Origin of the sequence: Lacticaseibacillus zeae DSM 20178 = KCTC 3804 (assembly GCF_000260435.1) — a bacterium.
Taxonomy (GTDB): Bacteria; Bacillota; Bacilli; order Lactobacillales; family Lactobacillaceae; genus Lacticaseibacillus; species Lacticaseibacillus zeae.
In genome coordinates this window covers 1-15,826 of sequence record NZ_BACQ01000049.1, presented here as the reverse complement: position 1 = coordinate 15,826, position 15,826 = coordinate 1, and the positions used below count along the sequence as shown (strand labels likewise).

Genomic DNA, 15,826 nt, shown 5'->3' with positions numbered 1-15,826 from the left:
GTTTAACGAATTTCTTAATAACTTGCTCCCCCCGCCAGTAGGTGCGTCAATTAAGTGAACTATTTATAATTAAAGCATATACTTAAGTTATATTAAGGGGGAGGCGTTTTAAATGAAGAAGACGCTGTTAGTATTACCGGTGTTGTTGTTGATCTTTGCTGCGGGTTGCGGGCAAAGTAATCAAAGCAGTACCAGCCAAAAAGAATCTGTTAAGACCAGCCAAACAAGTCATAAGGCCAAAAAAGCATCAGCAAAAAAGTCTAATGGGAAGACTAGCGCAAGTCAAAGTTCCGCGCAATCGAGTAGTCAGACTGCTGCTTCAACTACCAGTCAGACTGGGCAAAAAGCTGCAACAGCGGCCTCGAGTGGTACAACGTCAAATGACCAGAGATTGGCAACACTGAAACAAGCTGTATTTAACCAGATTCCAAATGCCAAGTGGCCTGCTTCATACCCGGTTGCAAACTCACAGCATTTAAATATCTTTGCAACTGGTGATCAAGCGAATTATTCGATTTTCTTCAGCCCAGGGCAGTCAGCGTTACCGTATAACGATCCAACTTTGCAGAATATCAATGCCGAGCTGGCAATTCAGAAGAAAACGTATGCGAGTGCAGCTGACGCACAGGCACAAGTGGCCCCAGCACGAGCGACGCAGGGATTGCGCCAAGTCGCCATTGGAGATGGTATTTATGCCGCGAGTCAAGGCGCAGCCGGATCATCTTATCTGACTTGGAATGAGGGTCGTTGGACTGTGACTGTTAAAGCCACTGCTGTTAACGGTGAAGATCCGCTGCCGCTTGCCAAGCAGGCAGTCGCATGGTTCGCCAAAAATGCCTTGCCAGTACCTGATACACACGGGACGGTCGATTTAGCTGTGACGGATGCGAACACTCGACAAAATCAAATTACGTGGACAGAAGGCAATGCTTTGTATATGATTTCTGGACTCGAACCGATGCATACAATTCAAGTAGGCACAGCAACCCGCTAGTATTGCGAGCTGTTAGAGCCGATGGTTCAGGTAGCTTAGATTCCAACTCGATAATCTGTTATACTTTTTTCTGAGTTTAAAAATATTTGTCGCAGTCTAGCGACGGTTTTTAATTAAGAAAAAGAGTGAGGTGCCAACTTGGCAAAGATCAAAGTTATGACGGTATTCGGAACCCGACCGGAAGCAATTAAAATGGCGCCGGTGGTTCTGGGACTTAAACGGCGTAGTGATGAGTTTGAGGAGGTCACTGTGGTTACCGGCCAGCATCGCGAAATGTTGGATCAGGTGTTGACAATTTTCCATATTCAGCCAAGCTACGACTTGAACATCATGAAATCACGCCAAACATTGGCGGATATTACCAGCAATGTTTTGTTAAAGCTTGGACAGATCATTGCCAAGGAAGAGCCAGATATTGTGCTAGTTCATGGCGATACGACCACGACATTTGCGGCTAGTATTTCGGCCTTTTATCAACAAACCAAAGTCGGTCACGTCGAAGCGGGGCTGCGTACTTGGAACAAGTACAGCCCGTATCCGGAAGAAATGAATCGCCAGTTAACCGATGTTTTGAGTGATCTGTATTTTGCACCGACAGCTCAGAGTCGCGCGAATTTGTTACAAGAACATCATCCTGACAAGCAGATCTTTGTGACCGGCAACACGGCGATTGATGCGCTCGATCAAACCGTCCAGGATGATTATCATCACGAGGTTTTGGACTTGATTGATCCCAACAAGAAAATGATTCTAGTCACCATGCATCGCCGGGAGAATCAAGGCGAGCCAATGCGCCGCGTCTTCAAAGTGATGCGGGATGTGGTTGAAAGCCATCCGGATATCGAGATCATTTACCCCGTGCATTTAAATCCGGTGGTTCAGGAAGCAGCCGATTCGATTTTAGGGCATCACCAACGGATTCATCTGATTGAACCGCTGGACGTGGTCGACTTCCATAACTTAGCCGCGCGCAGCTATTTCATCATGACCGATTCCGGTGGAGTGCAGGAAGAAGCCCCTTCGTTGGGCAAGCCGGTTTTGGTGTTACGCGACACTACCGAGCGGCCAGAGGGGGTTCAAGCTGGGACCCTGAAGTTGGTCGGCACCGATCCGCAGACGGTTAAAACGGCGATGTTGCAGTTGCTGGATGATCATGCGGAATACCAACGCATGGCAGATGCCAAGAATCCATATGGCGATGGCCATGCGTCGCAGCGGATTTTAGATGCGATTTTGTATGAATTCGGAAAACGTGAAACGCGACCAGCACCGTTCAAGTAAATGAGTTACATGCATGTCATACTCGCCACCACAGATTCTTGTGGTGGCGAGCGTGTGTCAAGGGGGTATATAAGATGGCACTTCCGGTGTTGTGGATCGTGATTCCTTGTTACAACGAAGAAAAAGTCTTACCTATCACGGCACCACGATTTCTGGCCAAGCTTTCTGAATTTATCGAAACGCAAAAGATCGCGGCAAATAGCCGGGTTCTGTTTGTAGACGATGGCTCAAAAGATCAAACTTGGTCATTAATTCAAAAATTTGCCCAAACGGATCCGCATTATTTAGGGATTCAACAAAGTCGCAATCGCGGGCATCAGAACGCGGTTTTAGCCGGACTGATGGTCGCTAAAGATCGCGCTGATGTGACAATTTCTATTGATGCTGATGGTCAGGACGATCTTAACGCGATGACAGATATGCTGGCAGCGTACGCAGACGGTTGTGAGATTGTTTATGGCGTTCGCTCAGACCGCAAAAGCGATTCGTGGTTTAAACGCGTCAGTGCCCAGGCTTTTTATCGGTTCTTGCGGGTGATGGGAGTGGATGTTGTTTACAATCATGCTGATTATCGGTTGGCCAGTAGCAAGGTGTTGCAACATTTAGCCGATTTTAAGGAAGTCAATCTCTTCCTGCGCGGCATGTTCCCGCTTGTTGGTTTTAAAAGTACGTCAGTCTATTATGAAAGGCACGAACGTTTGGCAGGTAAGAGCCATTACCCACTGTCAAAAATGATTGCCTTAGCGATTAATGGCGTTACGAGTCTGTCAATCAAGCCGATCGTATTTATCGCCGAACTGGGTGCCGTTGTCAGTATCTTAGGCTTCATCGGTACGATCTGGGCTGTCATCATGGCAATTAAGGGTGCTACTGTTGCTGGCTGGGCTTCAATTGTTTGCATTGTTTCATTTTTGGGCGGCATTCAGCTGCTCAGTTTAGGCGTGATCGGTGAATACGTGGGGAAAACGTATCTGGAAACCAAGCATCGCCCGCGGTTTATTATCAGTGATCAGACTTGGCATGATGAACCATCTAAGCAGCCAAAAGCAGACAAAGATGTTGAAAAGCAGCGGAAACCATAAACTGTTTTTTAAAACGAGCAAAATAAAAAGGCCATAAGTCGGCCTGAATGGCTTCTGCTTGCTTACTTATCAAGCACTTCTTGATGCCAGTCGTTTGGACCTCAGTTGTTTGATGGTAACTTGTACATAGGCAATGATTCCGGCAACGAAATAGCTTAATAAGATCACCATGATTGAGTAGACGACGCTATGGGCACCAATCGCGGGAATCGTATGTAACCAGCTGGCGATGAAGGGATGATACAGATACAGGTTTAACGACCATGCGCTGCTGATTAAAAAGAGCTTGCTCGAAAACTCAACGCGATAGCTGACCATCATGACGGCCAAGCGAAGAAGATTTCGCTAAAGAATCGGAACCTTAACTGATTATGCATTTCATCTAGAGTAAAGAAAAGCGCAAATGCCGTCAGCGTCCCTAACATGATCGGCAAATAGAAACGACGGATAAGCGGTATGAAGCGGTCTTCATAAAAAGCAAAGAGGACACCAGTCGGAAAGACAAAGGCTGCGTTGACTAACCATTCGCCCATGCCTTTATCCCAAATATAAACCGTGTAAAGACCGGTCAATAAAAACAAAATGGCAAATAATGGTAGCGAGTGACCACGCGAGATTTGCATACCGAGCCAAAATGCAAAGTAGAAAAAAATAATTGCTAAAACAAACCAACTGTCATTCACGAACGGCGCGCCATTAGTCATCGAAATGGCAGCTTGGCTAAAAGTCAGTCCCATCAGCTGGTGTTTGATCGGGAAGATAAGCAGCATTGCTAGAAGATAAAGTAAAATAATGGGCAGCAGACGATGGGGCAGGAAGTTCTTTAAGTAAGATGGTCCCTTGATCTGATACTGCCGCATAATACCGTAACCGGAGACAAAAAAGAAAATGGCAACGCCGAGTCGACCAGCCATGGTTAGTCGCGAAGCAAAGAAAGTACCGCTAACACCATTGAGCTCTTGATTGATGTGATGCAGAATGATAAAGATGATGCTGATGCCTTTTAGGTTGTTAGTGGCACTTTTTCCCAGGTGGCCTTCTTCAAGGTTCTGACTTGGACGTATACTAGCAAATAAAAAACCGATGAATGGTAATAGAATAAGATCCAACGCAAACGTTCCTCCGTTAACTGAATCGCTACAATTTCATCATTCAGTATAACATGAGATATTCATTGTTTCGAAACCGTTTTACTTGAAATTGGCTGTATGGTACCGCATTCAGTGACGGATGTTCTTTAAAGCTTAATCGTGAAACGACTTGCGTTATAGTCCTATCAACGATTTTTACATGCAATTGGTAACGGACTTTGCTGGTCAGAGGGGAAGAAAAATAAAGTAAAAGGGGAATAACTAGAGAATGAGACAACGCACAATGATGCTACTAGAAGGTGCTGACAGGCTGATCAATAAGCTGGGAAGATATCTGCTTGTTGCGGTTTTTGCTTTTTGTTTGCTGTGCCTTTTTAAAATACAGGTTATCCAAGGAGCTAGTTGGGAGACGCCTGCTTTTGTTTTAGGGAGTATGGGCGTTCTGATCGGTTTGTTTTTGCTCTTTAAACTAAGCTTGCTGAAGCTCTCAGATCGTCAGGCGTTGTTGCTATTGACCGTGCTCGCCCTCGTTTTTTTTAGTTTCTGGAACTTTGTCTTTCGACCGGTTCCAGTCAGCGATTATAAAGTTTTGTTGGAGGGTGCTCGGGATATTGTCGATGGCACATTTAAAAGCCAGGCGGCCCAGCCTGATAACTATTTTAGATATTATAATTTCCAGATTGGTTACGCTTATTATCTATCGCTCATCATGCGGCTGTTTGGTGATCGGCTGCTGTTTTTTAAAATAATTGAAATGCTTGTTATGACAGCGACAACGCTTGTACTATATAAAACATTTAGATTATTTTGTGATGTCCATCGGTCCGTTTTTGGGGCGGGAGTATTCACGCTTTTCCCATACGTGTTTATCGGCGTAGGCATCATCAATAATCAGCATGAGGGTCTGCTGCTAGAGGCACTGGCCATTTATTTTATTCTGAAGCGCCGGTCTTGGCCGAATTTGTTAATCGCTGCAGTCTGCATTGCGATTGCTCAGGTGTTGCGGCCAACAGCAGTCGTGGTTGCAGCTGCGATTATTGTGACCCTCATGATTCAGACGATTCAGCAAAAGAGCCGACAGCGTTTGCTTGAAACCGCGGCTTTTATAGTGACTTGTTGGGGTCTGGGCTGGATTACCAACAAGTTATTTATTCTCTCGGGAGTGGCTCCGTACGGTATTAAGGTCGGCAATCCGTATTTTAAATTTCTGATTGGACTGACAGGAAAAGGCGTGAGCGGAAAATATACGACCAGTGCACGCAAGACCCAACTTTACTATGATTTGAAAGAATACCATTTTAATTATGCCCTCTATAAACAGGCAGCTGCGGAAAAACTGAAGAATGTCTTGATACATGGCGTGAACTTGCAGGACATCATGAATCGTTTTACCGGCTTTATTGGCAATGTCGATAATCAGTATTATCTCGGGGGCAATGAGCAATTTATGAATCGGCACCCGGTCCTGATTTCATCATTGAATTTTGCCGGCATGGTCGTCTATAGTGGAACGGTTCTTGGAACCTTCAAACGGGTTATAACCGAAAAATGGGTAACGAGTCGCACCAGTTACCTCTTGCCAGCGGTCGTTTTCGGCATGTTCTTCTTTGCCTATATCTTCATGGAAACTCAGGCACGGTACCGATTTGAATTGTATTATGTCCTGTTCTTATTGGCAGTACCGACAATTTATGGATGGCTCACAACCTTGCAGGAAAAAATGTTTACACTTGATTCGTCCAAGGATTCCCGCTGATCCAAGATGCTCAGACGCCTGTCATATAAATGACATGGTAATTTGTCATCATTTTGTTTCTTTAAAAGCGGTTGATCTCCATGTATAATGAGCCTGTTATAAAGTTTAAAAAGTTGAGGAGGAGTTTACTTATGGGGAAAAAGGAGAAAAAAATGAAGAATAAGTTATTTTGGACATCTGCGGCGATTGCGTCGTCAATTCTGTTTTCGCAGCTTGTTTTGGGGACACCGGTATCTGCGGCTGATGAAGGTACAGCTGGAAGCGCCCAAACCAGTCAAACGAGTCAGGACCAAACCGTATCGTTTCACGATATGAACGAACATTCTAATTTTGGTAATACTACTGTTCCCAGTGCCAATACGACAGCAGGTGTGCGGTCATTTTCAAGTGCACAAGCTGCGGGAGCAACATTACAGGCAGCACCGCAATCGAATGTGCAGGCGTTTGCAGCCAAAGCACAGACAATGATGAGCTTTACCATTGGGGATCAATCAGTTCCACGAACAGATGTTGTAGATGTCGCCTCTTATCAAGGGTGGATGAATCAAGACAGTTTTAATACCCTCCATTCGTTGGGCGTCAGAGGTGCCGTTGTTAAAGCCTCAGAAGGTACGTCTTATCAAAATCCATTTGCGGCATCGCAGATTCAATATGCGCGTAACGCGGGCATGACTGTTTCGGCTTACCACTATAGCCACTTCGGTTCAAGTGCCGAAGCAGTGGCTGAAGCTAATTTTTTTGCCAATACACTTGATAAGCTGAATGTCGGTAAAGAAGTCAATGTTGTTGCCGATGTCGAAGGTTCCGATGTAAGTGGGGATGTCGGGGCGAGTTTAAATGCATTCTGGCAGACACTTAATCAGCGCGGTTATACGCATCATGTATTGTATACCGGTAAGTATTATACTTACTCGAATGCTGCCATTGGGACAGTCGGTAAGAACCGGACATGGGTTGCGGACTATCCGTATACGCCGAGCGCTAACTCGATGTGGAATCAAGATTTTGGTGCATGGCAGTATTCTTCATTAGCGTATTTGCCTGGAGCATCTAAACCAGTCGATGTTTCAGTTGATTACACGGGTCTGTTTACGCAACCGAATGCAGCTACTCCGCCAGCACCTTCTTATGACCCGATTTTGTCAAACAAATCCGTCAGCTATGATGTCACCATTGTTAATCAGGATACTCGCAAAGATGGCATTTATTTCGATGCACCGTATCATACCAGTGCTTCAACTGCTATTTCTAACTTCAATGGTGTCAATTACAACAATCAGAATGTCCACGTTCAGGCTGAGGCGGTTACATCGCGTGGCACTTATTTGCAAGTTAAGGCTCAGGAGGGCAAAGTTTTCTGGATTGATAAGAATGGTACCGCACAATTTTCGTTTGACAGCATTGTTTCGCAACAGACAGTGGACTATCCGGCCACAATTCAGCAACAAGGTCGCGGCGATGGTATTTATACCGCCGGCCCGTACCATACCTCTGCCGCAACATCTGGCGGTAATAGTGATGCAACTAAGTATGACGGCCAAAAGGTTCAGGTTATTGCTGAAGCCACTACCAGCAGAGCTGGCGGCACGACTTATGCCCAGGTACGTTTAGCTGATGGACAGACCTTCTGGATTGATAAGCGTGGTTTTCAAACCGGCGATAATTCAGGGTATGACAAGATTCTTCTTAAGAAATCCGTAAGCTATCTTGCTATCGTTGATCAAAGTCATCGTGCTGACGGGTTGTATGCAAACGGTCCTTATCACACCTCAGCTACAACCGCAATCGGTAATGACAATGCTAAGTCATTAAACGGTCAGTTGGTTCAAGTGCTTACCGAAGCAACGACTTCTCGTTCAACGCATTCGACATATGTACAGATTCGTTTAGCAAACGGCCAGACTTACTGGACGGATAAACTCGCTCTTACAAGCTTCTCGTCATTAAGTCCGATTCTTTCAACGAATAATGTTAATTATGATGCAACGATCAATCAAAAGGACCGTGTAGATGGTCTTTACAGTGATGGACCGTATCATACCAGCATCAGCACACTTGTCGGTAACGATAATGCCAAACAATACGACGGTCAAAAAGTTCATGCTTCGGTTGAACAAAAGACCGATCGCGGAACCTATGTCAAAGTTCAGTTTACTGATGGACATGTCTATTGGATTGATAAAGGCGGCTTAACCGTTAAATAGTCCCGATCTTTATTAACGAACAAAAATATCTCTCGAAGCCTTGTATTTGCTAGCCCGCTTCGTCAGCTAGTGAGTGCAGGGTTTTTTTCATTGATAGGACGAAGCAACGATGGTGCATCTTGGCAAAAACGTGTAAAATATTCAGGTGGTCATTTTGTGGAGAAAATTATAAAAATTATAAGGGATAGACAAGGAACAGAAGGAGAAAAACGTGAAGAGAGAAATAAAGCGGGATTGGAAGCCTGATCTGATGTGGCTTTTGGGGATTGCTGTCATGGCATTGGTTGTTTTGGCGCCCCAACTTACTTATCATGCTTTGGCAGTTGGGGATGACTGGGAATTTCACTGGAATCGGTTCTATGAAGCCGCCATGCAAATTAAAACCGGTAAATTCAATTTTTTCCAATCGTTGTACTCGTTTCGCCAATCCGGACGTATCGTCAATGCTGTTTATGGGAGTGTGTTTGCCTACCTGCACGGATTGATTTTAGTTTTCGTGAAAACCTGGTTCAGGGCAGAGATAATATCCAGTTTTCTCTGCCTGTTTACGGCTGGTAGTGGCATGTATTATTTGACCCGCTACTGTCAGGTTAAGCGTCAGTTGGCCTTTGGGGCGGCTGTTTTATATATGGGAACACCTTTGGTCATCTTTTATGTCACGGATTCAGCCCTTAGAGGATGGGGCGCTGCACTGTTACCCCTGACAACGATTCCATTGATCCGAATGGTTGTGAATCACCGCAAACCAATCAATCCGGTTTTGTTCGGTTTATCCGCTGCGGTTTTGATGGCCGTCCAAAACTTTACAGCATTGTTGTACGTTCTAAGTGCTGTCGTCTTCTTTATTCCAGGATTGTATCTGGCTAAGAATCGTTGGCGAACTATTCTCGATGCATCTGGAGCTGTTGCCATTGCCATTGGATTAAACGCGGCAACATTGGCGGCTATTTTGGACTTACGTAGTGAACATCTCGTCATGCCTTACCGAGTCGCTGATCTGCTCGGTAGTGCTTCAAGATTATCGTTGGGAAACATGACACGGCTTGACTTTGGCCTGATTTTTTCAGTGATCATCGTTTTCCAGCTGGTTTTTGCCTGCTTAAGTTGGAAACAGTTAACCACTGTGGAAAGGCTTATTAACCTTGATGGACTGTTTTTTTTGTGGCTGAGTTCGGCGTTCTTCCCGTGGAATTTTCTTGCAGAGCATTTTCAAATACTTCAGACAGTTCAATTTCCGCAACGTTTTAATGTTGTTGCGTTCACCATGGTGATTTTAGGAGCAACTTTATCCATTCAGAAATTTGAACCAAAAGCTGATTTCCAAAAGTCAAAGTTAATAACATCTGTTTTTCTTGGAGTGGCTTGCTTGAATTTAGTTAACGGATACACGTGGGTCAACGAGAAAGCAGTTGCTTGGAAAGGCGACCAAGTGGCAGTTGCGGGTGAAACGACGGTGCGAACGCAAGCAGAGATTCGAGAAATATTTGACCATGCATATGATGAGTCTCATGTCTTTAGTGCCGTTACCAAGAATACTTCGGATTATTTACCTGTGCCAAAGAATGTCCAGGATACTAGCTATTCATACAATTCTTACAAAAAGCAAATTCTACATAATCCGTTAAACGTTAAGAAAACAGTTAATAAAGAAAATCAACTCGTACTTAGCTGGCAGTCAAAGAGGCAAAAGCAGACGCTTGTGCCGGTTATTGTCTATAAACACTCGACAGTCAGATTAAATGGTCAGCGGCTAGATCCTTCCCAATATAAACGTAGTGACATCGGTACGCTGATCATCCCAGCACGTGAAGGCAAGAATACGGTCACAGTGGGGTACGAACCATCTAAGTTATTTTGGGTTGCAGCCATTATCAATGTGTTAACGGTTGGTTATCTTTTGGTTTATGGCGGGTTCAAGCTAAAAGGGCACTGCACAAGGAAATAACCAGACATCAAAAAACGATTAATTAACAAATGCCTAGGAGACGCGCCACACTCCTAGGCATTTGTTATAAACGAATTTGAATGTCATAAGATTAATCTTTAATCTTGGGTTATTGCTTTTCCACGGAGAAATACCGACCAACAGCATTTCTGACGTAAAGGCTAGACATGCATAGAAAAATCAGACTCAAGACTGCAATTAAAATAAATACTAAGAGAAGTTTCGGGTAATCGTACGAAATGGTAATGGTTGACTTGCCGTTTGGAATGTTGAGAAGTGTCGTACCTGCTGCCGAGATTCTTGAAGGCGCAGGTTGATTATTGACGGTGACAGTTTGGCATGAATACCAAAATGCGGGCACTTTTAACGTAGCTTCTTGGCCAGTTTTATTTGTCGCCTTTATTGTATAAACGCTGTCCGTATACTTGACGCTCGGCTGAATTGGCCGGCCATTCAAGAAATATCTTTTTTGGAGAACTTGCTGCAGATTCTTTTGGTTGGTAACCTGCTTGGGGGCGTAATCGCCATAAAAGACATTTCTTACCGTCTTAGCAATATCTGGGTCGCGCTGTGTCTTCTCAGCCTTGTTCTTGGCAAAAGTGGTCAATGAACTACTGCTACTGATGATCAAAGCAACCGTAAGTCCTAAAAGTAAAATTGGTTTTAAGGTCACCGACGCCTTGGGAATGACCGTCCCAAGCAAGAGACTGAAGCTAACTAGGATCAGGAGTGACGTATAGGTGTTTAAACGCCAGACAAACTGGATTTTGCTGAAAAGCGTTTGGTTTGCGAGTGCCCAAGGGAAGATAGATGACGTCAGTAACATGCTTCCCATGCCACTAAACAAGCAAAATGTATTAAAAGGTGTACGTGCTCTTTTAAACAGTACAAAGATAATTAAAGCTATCACTAGCGCAAGAACAACGGACGCGCCAAGGCTACTTCTGACGTCAGGATTTGGATACATTTGGTTGCTTAGTGAGTTACTAAGCCATTGCCAAAGCGGCAGTCCCTTTAACGGTTGGGTCCAAATCATATAAAGATCGTTTTTTGAAGAAGTATTCGCTACCAAAACCAAATACGGCGAGCATAGCAGGATGGCCCAAAAGCCCGCTTTAAGCAGACTCATCAGTCGTTTGGTTTTGGCATCGATAAATCCAGTCATCACAACCGCGGCAATGAGAACGAATGCGCTTGTAAAAAATAATGACAGGGCGTGAGAATAACCAATCAGTGCCATGCCAATCGTAAGGATGCGCCACTTCTTAAAGTTTTCGAAAAGAATGTAATAGAGTCCCAACAAAACTAGCGGCAGAAAAGTCATACTGACAACTTCACCTAGCGCAGCACGAATGAAGAAGTTTGAGATTCGATAGAATGAGAAAATATAGAGCGTGGCAAAACACAGGGCACTGAAGGTATCTTTGGATATTTTGAAGATGCACCAATAAGCTAACAAAGCTGTGATCAATGTCAAAAGAAAGTAGAATAGTTTATAGCTGAAAATAAAATCGCTAGTTGCTGAATAGATGAGATGGAGGGGATAGACGGTTTCCCAAGGATAGAACACATTAGCCAAACTAGCAGCATGCCCGAACGTATTGAAATTGACCGGGCTTTGAAATATGTTGCTTAGTGCTAAGACTCTTTCAACGTGGAAAGAAAAATCATCACCCAAAAAGGCCGTTGAAAAATCAAGCCTTAAAATTGGTAGTACGTTGAACAGGCTGATCAATGATAGGATCAATAAGATGATGAGGCTTTTGATTAGCCGACTACTACGAGTTGTCATGACTGAAGGTAACCCCTTATTATGTAAAGTGTTTTCTAAATGTAGGACAAAGATACTATTGATGGACTCTGCGACGAATCCGGCCGTGGAAATCACATTATGTATAACTAGTCTGATGGATCTTCGCCCGCTATCAATCATACGACTAGGCCATTTTACCATAATCACTGTTTGGTTTAAGGAGAGTTCAACTTGAAGACGAGAGTGTTTTCATGCGAATACCGTTAAAAATCATTGGGTGAGACGAAGACAGCAAGTTTGTCTAAGAAGGGATGCTAACCTGTGGTATAATGCTCGGGAAAGTCACGAGCTATTTTGGCAGTGTCGTTACTGCCAGTGTACACGGCTTTATTTTTATGGCGTCATTTGACACTATGGGGTCTGCCTAATGCCAGTCACACGGTCATCAACCCAAAGACGCTAGAACAATCAACGGAGGGCAGTATGAACTACCAACTGAGTATCGTCATTCCGGTATTTAATAGTGAAGCGTATTTACCGCGCCTTTTTAAAAGTTTAGGTACAATTCCGCCAAGCGTGGAAGTTGTGCTCGTTAATAATGGTTCTACCGATAATAGTGCTAGGCTGCTTCAGCGTTACCATGAAAGTCACACGAATAGTTCACTGATTGATGAAGCCCATGGCGGTGTCGCATTTGCGCGTAATGCTGGTCTTGAACGGGCCCACGGTCAATATATCTGGTTTGTGGACGCTGATGATGCACTTCGGCCCAACGCCATCAATAGAATTCTAAAAGTCATCAATGACATTGATTTTGACCTGCTGATTTTTGACTATCGTTCATTATCTGAGCAGGATACTGCTTCACCTGACGATCAAGCACCAAAGACTGCGCAGAAGGCCGATTTAGCTGCGGTTCTCCATGAAATGCTGACTGGAGCGCATGATCCGATTGGAGGCTTTCCGCATAACAAGATCTTTGCAAGGAGTCTAATTGGAGCAGATCGTTTCCCTGATTTTAAAGCTGCCGAAGATATGGCTTTTTTTGTCCCGATTTTGTTTCGTGCCAAGTATATTTACCGATTACGTGAAACTTTGTATGATTACTATCAGCATGCCAATTCCATTGTGCATAAAATCAGGGCAGACAAACTGACAGATTATGCTAAGGTTATGGATTTGGTTGAACAGCGACTTCGTTCAAATGGCACAGCTCCTAAGAACGATGTTGATGAGTACATACTCCGCAGGCGGCTGTCGATTTATTTTCAAAATCTTGCCGAAGCACAGGATCCATGGGTTAAGAAGCACATTCGCGAAAAAATGAAGCAGTATTCATGGAAACAACTGCTATCATTCAACCACGACAAAAAATTGATGGTCAAAATATTGCTATATAAATTCAGAGTATTGGATGTTTTCCCGTTTTTGTTAAAATACTTTTATTAGTCTGATGCTGCGGGGAAATGAAGTGAACGGATCAGGAGGAACCATGAAGATATTGTTTGTGTCGACCGGACACGTAGATGATGATTCAAGATTGTTAAAGGAGAGTGCGGCGCTGCAAGCTGCCGGGCATGACGTCACGATTCTTGGCTGGCGCGAAGATCCGCATGGCCGAATGACCACAGATACCTTTGAATTCGATGGTCAGCGTCTGAAGGCGATCTTCACAGGCATCAAGCTGTCGTATTCTTTTAAATATTTTAAGGTTTTTGCATTTATGCGGTTTGAGGCCTTTTTGTATCATTGGCTTCGTAAGCATTTACGCGAGTATGACGCGGTTCAGGCATGTAATGTGCATACGGGCTATGTGACGGCCAAGGTCGTAGCGAAGACCAAAACTAAATTTGTTTATGATATCTTTGACTATGCGCCTGACACGCGAAACTATCCGGGGTGGTATCGCAAGATGGTCGTTCACTGGGAAAATGTGGCGATGGCGACAGCCGACTGGACGTTAATCTGTTCGGAGGATCGCCGCCGCCAAATTGAACCGGCCAAGCCGAAAAATTTGGCAGTGATCTATAATTCACCGTTAGATAGTCCTGTTGCCGAGGATGCCGAAAAATTTGATCCGACGCAAAAGAATTTTAAAATTGTCTATATTGGCGGATTAAGTCCGTATAGGTGCCTGCCAGAACTATTAGGCGCAGTTGAGGCGAATCCGGCATTATCTTTAACTGTGGCCGGCCAGGGTCAATATCAGGAGATGTTTGCTGATGCCGCAAAACGTTCATCGCGAATTGACTATTTAGGTGTTGTGCCCTATGAAAAGGTGAATGGCATCGAGAAAACGGCGGACATTTTGGTCGCGCTCTATGATCCGGTGCTTAAGAATCATCTTTATGCTTCCCCGAATAAATTCTTTGAAGCTATGGAACTCGGCAAGCCGCTATTAATGGTCGAAAAATCCGGCATGTCAAATTGGTTAACCAAGTATGGTTTTGGGGCTGTTTGTGGAACCTCTGAGAAGAGCATTGGTGCTGGCCTCCAGCAACTGATTGACAAGCGTCAGGACTGGGCCAAAGAAGCCGATCTAATGCATAAAATATATCAAAAAGAGTTCGCGTGGCCATTGATGCAACAGCGGTTATGCCATATTTATGCAAGTTTTGAAACTAAGTGAAATGAGGAAACGAGTTGCCAAATCGGTTTGAAGTGACCAGAAAAAGTATTGTATGGAGTTATGCGGGGACCATTTTTTCGATGGCAAGCAATTTTCTCCTACTGCCGATCATCTTTCATTTCCTTAATCCTCAAGAGATTGGCTATTGGTATTTAATTTTAAGTATCAACGGTCTCATCGCGTTGTTTGATTTTGGATTTGACCCAGCATTTGCCCGCAATATTGCGTATATTTGGTCTGGTGCGAAAACATTAAAATCGCGCGGAGTTGATAAGGAACATGATCACACAGTCGTGAACTACCACTTGCTGGCTTCGACAATTCACGCTGCTAGGGCTATTTACATGATTCTGGCGATTGTTGCTGTTGTCTTAGTCGGCATCTTCGGCACGATCTACATGAACGCTTTTGTGTTTAGTAAATTACCTGCCGCCGAATATAAGTGGACTTGGCTGGTGTTCTGTTTCTCGCTTTTCCTTAATTTGTATTTCGGTTACTTTTCGGCGTTGCTTCGTGGTTCCGGCAAGATCGACTCAGTCAACAAAGCACAAGTATTTTCTCGCTCGCTACAAATTCTGCTGACTTTTGGTGGCTTTCTAGTCTATCCGTCGATTTTATCTCCGGTCATTGGCTTGGTTATGTATGGCATTATTTTTCGAACAATCTGCAGTCATTTTTACTGGCAGGATGATGAGGTGCGGGCTCATCGCCAAGAGCTTAAATCGCCAATGAACTGGCACGAAATTAAAGAAATTTTTCTGTTCATTTGGCCGAACACTTGGCGCGACGGATTGGTCAGCATGTCGAATTATGTCACTTCCCAAGGTATGTCACTAATGGCAGGTGCGTTCTTGCCGCTGTCGGTGACAGGTGTCTATTCGGTCGGCGTCCAGTTTGCTTCGGCTATCGGAACAGCTTCTTCGGCAATCAACGGGGCATATAATCCGATTTTGCAATCAAACTTTGTTAAGCAGGATTTTGATTCGATCCGAGAGAAAACATCGAAAGCAGTCGCTGCTTATGTTTGGCTTTTTGGCATTGCCTCTGTTGGAACATTGTTAGTGATCTTCCCGCTACTGAAGTTGATAAAG

10 protein-coding genes and 1 pseudogene are annotated in these 15,826 nt (G+C 44.3%); 9 read left to right on the top strand and 2 right to left on the bottom strand.

Annotated features, from left to right (window positions below; genetic code table 11):
• Positions 1-112 precede the first annotated feature (112 nt).
• From GSO_RS09535 to GSO_RS09525, 3 genes are all read left to right on the top strand, one after another.
• A complete protein-coding gene (locus GSO_RS09535) occupies positions 113-994 on the top strand; it encodes a hypothetical protein (RefSeq protein WP_010491526.1) in 882 nt (293 codons plus the stop codon).
• Positions 995-1,132: 138 nt separating this feature from the next.
• Positions 1,133-2,275 (top strand): non-hydrolyzing UDP-N-acetylglucosamine 2-epimerase, encoded by a 1,143-nt coding sequence (gene wecB / locus GSO_RS09530; RefSeq protein ID WP_010491524.1) that lies wholly within the window; start codon positions 1,133-1,135, stop codon positions 2,273-2,275.
• Positions 2,276-2,349: 74 nt separating this feature from the next.
• Positions 2,350-3,357 carry a glycosyltransferase family 2 protein gene (locus GSO_RS09525; RefSeq protein WP_010491522.1) on the top strand — a complete coding sequence of 336 codons (1,008 nt, stop codon included), beginning with the start codon at positions 2,350-2,352 and terminating at the stop codon, positions 3,355-3,357.
• Between the two features lie 69 nt (positions 3,358-3,426).
• Here GSO_RS09525 and GSO_RS15870 read toward each other — a convergent pair.
• Positions 3,427-4,466 (bottom strand): annotated as a pseudogene (locus GSO_RS15870) (acyltransferase family protein).
• 250 nt (positions 4,467-4,716) lie between these two features.
• Here GSO_RS15870 and GSO_RS09515 point away from each other — a divergent pair.
• The 3 genes from GSO_RS09515 (at position 4,717) to GSO_RS09505 (ending at position 10,353) form a co-directional block, all read left to right on the top strand.
• The gene (locus tag GSO_RS09515; RefSeq protein WP_029345576.1) at positions 4,717-6,204 is read left to right on the top strand and encodes a glycosyltransferase family 39 protein; all 1,488 of its coding nucleotides are present in this window, start codon (positions 4,717-4,719) and stop codon (positions 6,202-6,204) included.
• Between the two features lie 131 nt (positions 6,205-6,335).
• Entirely contained in the window at positions 6,336-8,408 is a 2,073-nt protein-coding gene (locus GSO_RS09510) for a GW dipeptide domain-containing protein (RefSeq protein ID WP_010491518.1), read from the top strand.
• Positions 8,409-8,619: 211 nt separating this feature from the next.
• Complete coding sequence (locus tag GSO_RS09505) at positions 8,620-10,353, top strand: putative glycosyltransferase family protein (protein ID WP_225358785.1); 1,734 nt, start codon at positions 8,620-8,622, stop codon at positions 10,351-10,353.
• A 109-nt stretch (positions 10,354-10,462) separates the two neighbouring features.
• Here the strand turns inward: GSO_RS09505 and GSO_RS09500 are convergent, their stop codons facing one another.
• Positions 10,463-12,145 carry a putative glycosyltransferase family protein gene (locus tag GSO_RS09500; RefSeq protein WP_010491513.1) on the bottom strand — a complete coding sequence of 561 codons (1,683 nt, stop codon included), beginning with the start codon at positions 12,143-12,145 and terminating at the stop codon, positions 10,463-10,465.
• A 444-nt stretch (positions 12,146-12,589) separates the two neighbouring features.
• Here GSO_RS09500 and GSO_RS09495 point away from each other — a divergent pair, with 444 nt between their 5' ends.
• From GSO_RS09495 to wzx, 3 genes are all read left to right on the top strand, one after another.
• The gene (locus GSO_RS09495) at positions 12,590-13,555 is read left to right on the top strand and encodes a glycosyltransferase family 2 protein (protein WP_010491511.1); all 966 of its coding nucleotides are present in this window, start codon (positions 12,590-12,592) and stop codon (positions 13,553-13,555) included.
• A 43-nt stretch (positions 13,556-13,598) separates the two neighbouring features.
• Positions 13,599-14,735, top strand: coding sequence for a glycosyltransferase (locus GSO_RS09490; RefSeq protein WP_029345574.1), 1,137 nt, complete (start codon positions 13,599-13,601; stop codon positions 14,733-14,735).
• 14 nt (positions 14,736-14,749) lie between these two features.
• The coding region (gene wzx / locus GSO_RS09485) for an O-unit flippase-like protein (protein WP_010491508.1) at positions 14,750-15,826 on the top strand (1,077 nt) is incomplete at its 3' end.